Annotated in this window: 5 protein-coding genes; 4 read left to right on the top strand and 1 reads right to left on the bottom strand. The window is 56.3% G+C overall.

The features are described 5' to 3' along the window. Nucleotides 1-149: 149 nt before the first annotated feature. Nucleotides 150-797, top strand: coding sequence for a uracil-DNA glycosylase (locus Q371_RS23220; protein ID WP_034345431.1), 648 nt, complete (start codon nt 150-152; stop codon nt 795-797). Here Q371_RS23220 and Q371_RS23215 read toward each other — a convergent pair whose 3' ends face one another. Continuing rightward, on the bottom strand, nt 798-1,547 hold the full coding sequence (locus Q371_RS23215) for an AIM24 family protein (RefSeq protein ID WP_051965141.1): 750 nt from the start codon (nt 1,545-1,547) through the stop codon (nt 798-800). 59 nt (nt 1,548-1,606) lie between these two features. Here Q371_RS23215 and Q371_RS23210 point away from each other — a divergent pair, with 59 nt between their 5' ends. The 3 genes from Q371_RS23210 to Q371_RS23200 are packed head-to-tail and all read left to right on the top strand — an operon-like array spanning nt 1,607 to nt 3,342. Then, nucleotides 1,607-1,870, top strand: coding sequence for a DUF1844 domain-containing protein (locus tag Q371_RS23210; protein WP_034345428.1), 264 nt, complete (start codon nt 1,607-1,609; stop codon nt 1,868-1,870). Further along, the gene (dtd, locus tag Q371_RS23205) at nt 1,871-2,320 is read left to right on the top strand and encodes a D-aminoacyl-tRNA deacylase (protein WP_034345425.1); all 450 of its coding nucleotides are present in this window, start codon (nt 1,871-1,873) and stop codon (nt 2,318-2,320) included. Then, complete coding sequence (locus tag Q371_RS23200; RefSeq protein WP_034345422.1) at nt 2,317-3,342, top strand: M23 family metallopeptidase; 1,026 nt, start codon at nt 2,317-2,319, stop codon at nt 3,340-3,342. Before dtd ends, Q371_RS23200 begins: the two co-directional genes overlap by 4 nt. Nucleotides 3,343-3,566: the final 224 nt, after the last annotated feature.

Genomic DNA, 3,566 nt, shown 5'->3' with positions numbered 1-3,566 from the left:
GCTCTCGGCTCTCGGCTCTCGGCTCTCGGCTCTCGGCTCTCGGCTCTCGGCTCTTGGCTCTCGGCATCAGGCGAGGCACGCCTAGCCCCTACGAGACTCTGAGCCTCAAAACCAGTCCTCACGCCTCATCCTGTAAAATCAAACCCAACATGGACCGTGAAGCCGAACTCTTCCAACACCAGCAGGCCGCAGAAACCTGCCGCTCCTGTCGCCTCTGTCAGGGACGCACCAGAGTGGTTTATGGCGAGGGCAATCCTTACAGCGATCTGATGTTCATCGGAGAAGGACCGGGCCGCGACGAGGACATCTCGGGCAGACCTTTTGTGGGTCAGGCTGGGCAACTGCTGGACCAGATCATGGGTGCAGTGGGGCTGTCCAGAGATCAGGTGTACATTGCCAACATGGTCAAATGCCGTCCTCCCAACAACCGCAACCCTGAAGCGGACGAGGTGGCCGCCTGCCGTCCGTGGTTGGACCAGCAACTCCAGACCATTCAGCCCAAGGTGATTGTGACCCTCGGGAATGTGCCCACCCAGTACCTGATGAACATCCGGCAGGGCATCACCCGCACCCGGGGCCAGTGGTTTGATTTTCACCATTCCAGTGGATTCAGTGCCCGTCTGCTTCCGATGTACCACCCGGCTTTTCTGCTCAGAAATCCAACCCGTCAGGTGGGAGGTCCCAAAAGCCTGACCTGGAAGGACATCAAAGAGGTCAAAGCCACTCTGGAAAAACTGCGTCAGGGAGAAGATGTGCAGGTTTCTCAGGAAGCAGAGGAGCAGGGCAGGCTGTTCTGATCAGTACATGCCCAATGTGGGCGTGAGCCACACCTGCCCTGTGCCCTCAAACACGGTCACCAGCCCTTCACCAGACTGTGCAGAGGCCAGAAGGCTTTTGCTGGACTTCTGAACGCTCATGCGGACACCTGCAGTGCGGGCAATGGCATAATTCCCATCCACCACCAGTTTGTCCCCGTTCAGCTGGGCCACCATGATTTCAGCCTCTGGAACCGGAGCGTACAGGGCCACGATGCCGCTCCCACGGATCAGGGTCTGGAACATCCCCTCACCAGAGAGGGCATTTCCCAGAATGGAATCCGGGCGTTTGATCGAAAAATTCAGGTTTCCGGCCCCGGCCACAAAAATGCCCCGATCAATGATCAGGTCTTCTTGGATGTCCATCAAAAGGTAATGTTTCCAGGTGGGTTCCAGAAAAATGGTGCCCTGTCCGGTGTACTCGGTTTTGAAGACGGTTTCGCCGGTCAGGGCGGCACTGACGGCCCTTTGCAGGAAACCTCCCACCCCACCGCCAGATTCCACTTTCAGGTCAATGTGGCCTTTCATGTACTGCAGTTGGCCCGGTTCTGCGACCAGTTTGCCCCCAGAGAGGGTGGCCCGCAGGGTTTTCAGTTTGATGCCTTGCTTTTCGCGGTAATACATCTCGATGGCGGATTGTGGGTTCCCGAGGAGCTTCTGGTACTCCATCACTTCGAGGACACACCCCTGGATCTCTTTGCGGCGGATGGCCATCATGTGCTCGGTTTGCATGTCCCTTTGTACGTGACCCGGACGAAAGTCGTTCCCTTGAACGATATAATTCACTTTGTATGCCAAACGCCGACTTTGTGGGACTGGTCCAGAGCCTCCTTTCAACAGCAGAAGGGGCCATGGGCGAATACAGCCCGGTGCACCACCGGGTTCAAAACGATGGCCTCGCCAGAGAACGGGCCAAAAAAACCGTGGAAAGCAGCCTGAGACTGTTGATCATGCTGCAGGAAAAAAGCAGAGGCAATCTGGATTTCACCGAAAGCGAGATCCTGTCGAATGCCATTCAGGTGGTTCGGGGCCACCACCAGCAGTTCGAGGCCTGAATGCGCATTGTGGTTCAACGGGTCAAGCACGCTTCAGTGACTGTAGAAGGCAAGGTCACCGGAGCCATTCAGCAAGGTTTCTTGCTCCTTGTGGGGGTTGCCCATGACGATACCCTGCAGGATGCAGAATTTCTGGCCTCCAAGGTGGCCAAACTGCGCATCTTCAACGACGAAGAAGGCAAGATGAACCTTTCTCTGGACCAGATTGGTGGCAAAATCCTCTCGGTCAGCCAGTTCACCCTGTTTGCAGACTGGCGCAGAGGAAACCGCCCCTCGTTCACCAAGGCAGCCAAACCCGAGCAGGCCAAAGCCCTGTGGGAGGAGTTCAACCACTTCCTCAGAAAGCAAGGGCTTGAAGTGCAAACCGGGATTTTTGCTGCTGACATGAAAGTCGAACTTTTCAACGATGGTCCGGTGACCCTGATCCTCGACTCCAAGGAGCCACAATGAAGCACCTCAAAGCCGCTCTGGTGTGTGTGGGCCTGCTGTCTTTCGCGCAGGCCACCGACTACACCGTGAAATCTGGAGACACCCTTTCCCGCATTGCCCAGCAGTATGGGATCACTGTGCAGGAACTGAAACAGGCCAACAACCTGACTTCGGACATCATCCGCATTGGTCAGAAACTCGACATCCCCGGCCTTGAGGACACCCGCACCTTGGACTTCGCAGACCTGAAAATCACCTTGCCCAAAAAAGTCTGGGACGGTCAGGCCTTCAGCGTGCGTCTCAAAGGTGAAGACGCCGAAAAAGCCGTGGTGCGCTTCATGAGCGAAACCAGCGAAGATGTGCGTGAACCTGCCGAGTACCTGCGCCCGGTGTCCATCAAAGACAAAGAGGCTCTGGTGCTCGGACGGGTGGTGCTCGGGCATGTGGGCAAAAACGTGCAAATCGAAGTGGCCTTCAAGGACAAAGTGGACACCTTCGAAATTCCTGTGACCGTCAAAGGGGGCAATGCCACCCGACTGTATTTCACCCCCGAGGTGGAAGCCAAGCTGAACCCCAAAAACCAGACGGTGGAAAATCAGGTGTTGGACAAAGCCTACGCCCTGAGAACCCCCCAGCAGTGGACCAAATCCTTTCAGGACCCCGGCGTGAAAGCCACATCAGCAGGATTTGGAAGCAAGCGCATCTACAAAGCTGGAGATGCAGTGAAATACCATTACGGTGCAGATTTCCCGGCCAAAGTCGGCACCCCGGTCTATGCCGTCAACGATGGCACCGTGGTCATTGCCAGCAAATATGAAATCCGTGGAAACCTGATCCTGATTGATCACGGCCTCGGGGTCCAGAGCCTGTACTTCCATCAATCCAAACTGCTGGTGAAAGCTGGAGATCAGGTCAAAAAAGGCCAGAAGATCGGCGAGGTCGGAAACACCGGACTGTCCACCGGCCCCCACCTGCACTGGGAAATGCGGGTCCGGGGAGAAGCGACCAATCCGCTGGAGTGGGTTGGGAAGATGTATCCCTGAGGAAAAAGGCAACCTGTAAGGGTTGCCTTTTTGCAGAAGGCAGAGGGCAGAAGGCCAAAAAGGCTTTGGCTGAAGCAATGAAGGGCGCAGCACGCTTCTTGTACAAAACAGGAGACCGCGTCTTGGTCTCCTTGTCCGCTGCGCCCCTACAGATCCCCTTGACCATTTTTTCTTTGTGACCCACGATGCTCTCGGCTCTCGGCTCTCGGCTCTCGGCTCTCGGC

It is taken from the genome of Deinococcus misasensis DSM 22328 (genome assembly GCF_000745915.1).
Lineage (GTDB): Bacteria > Deinococcota > Deinococci > Deinococcales > Deinococcaceae > Deinococcus_C > Deinococcus_C misasensis.
Note: the sequence above shows the minus strand (reverse complement) of the source record. Positions and strands in the feature narration are given on the sequence as shown.